The organism is Bacillus sp. AF62, assembly GCF_050312695.1.
Taxonomy (GTDB): Bacteria; Bacillota; Bacilli; order Bacillales; family Bacillaceae_G; genus Bacillus_A; species Bacillus_A cereus.
The window spans coordinates 1-493 of record NZ_JBNPJZ010000244.1; the positions used below are offsets into that span (position 1 = coordinate 1).

Sequence of the window (493 nt, forward strand, 5' to 3'; positions counted from 1 at the left end):
TGGGAAAATATGAGTCAGAGTAGCTCTTTCCGTCTCGCATATGAAGCACGTGAAAAAGTGTTATTTGATGAACAAGCAAAATTAGCACATGCTCGTGAGGTTGGGAAAGAAGAAGGGATTCAAGAGGGAATGGAAAAAGGGAAAGTAGTAGGCATTCAAGAAGGAAAAATCCAACTTATCCGAGGCATGCATAAAAATGGCATGGATATAGAAGATATTTCGAAGTTTACGAATATGGATATGTCGGAAGTACGCCATATTTTGGAACAATAAAAGAGAGACATCGCATGAGATGTCTCTCTTTTATCGCCTGATTATTCAGAAATATTTAGGGGTATTTCGCCCTTACTTAACAATCGATTGTACTGTTCCTGTAGACTTAATCCTTTTGCGAGTGATGTCATTTTTTGGTCTTGTTGTAAGAACCTGTTTAGAATCTATGGTATAATCTGTACAAAAAAGGATATTTTCTATGATACATAATTATACAAGT

The 493-nt window shown here is 36.1% G+C and carries 1 pseudogene; it reads left to right on the forward strand.

What is annotated here, in order from left to right:
- Positions 1 to 273, forward strand: a pseudogene (locus tag ACQRBL_RS32565) (Rpn family recombination-promoting nuclease/putative transposase); the annotation flags it as partial.
- Positions 274 to 493 lie beyond the last annotated feature (220 nt).